Raw genomic sequence first — 647 nt, 5'->3', positions numbered from 1 at the left:
AGAAAGCTTTATTGTAAGGCGAAGGCGGAGCCTGCCTTCCGCTTCTACGTGCTGTACGACAAGATCTGCCGCGAGGACATTCTGAGCCATGCCTACAAGCTGGCCCGCGCCAACGCGGGTGCGCCGGGAGTGGACGGAATAACTTTCGAACAGATCGACGCGTCGGGACTCGAAGCATGGTTGGCTGGCCTGCGCGATGAACTCGTCACGAAGACCTATCGGCCCGATCCGGTGCGGCGGGTGATGATCCCGAAGCCCGGCGGCGGCGAACGTCCGCTCGGTATCCCAACAATCCGGGACCGGGTCGTCCAAGCTGCTGCAAAGATCGTGCTGGAACCGATCTTCGAGGCGGATTTTGAGGACGGAGCTTATGGATATCGCCCGCGCCGCAACGCGGTCGATGCCGTCAAGGAAGTGCACCGGCTTATGTGCCGGGGCTACACAGATGTTGTTGACGCCGATTTGTCGAAATACTTCGACACGATACCGCACTCGGACCTCCTCAAATCGGTGGCCCGACGCATCGTCGACCGGAATGTGCTGCGGCTGATTAAGTTATGGCTGCGAGTACCGGTCGAGGAGCGGGATAGCAACGGGAAACGGCGCATGAGCGGCGGTAAGAGCAACAAGTGTGGCACGCCACAGGG

Annotated in this window: 1 protein-coding gene; it reads left to right on the top strand. The window is 60.4% G+C overall.

Going from position 1 to position 647, the window contains the following annotated elements; translation table 11 throughout:
- The coding region (locus IC50_RS38260; protein ID WP_244429730.1) for a reverse transcriptase domain-containing protein at window positions 1-647 on the top strand (647 nt) is incomplete at both ends.

The sequence above is a fragment of the Bradyrhizobium genomosp. I (2014) genome (assembly GCF_000261685.1).
In the GTDB taxonomy this organism is placed as follows: domain Bacteria; phylum Pseudomonadota; class Alphaproteobacteria; order Rhizobiales; family Xanthobacteraceae; genus Bradyrhizobium.
The sequence above is the reverse complement of the archived record's forward strand: the minus strand, read 5'-3'. Positions and strand labels throughout refer to the sequence as shown.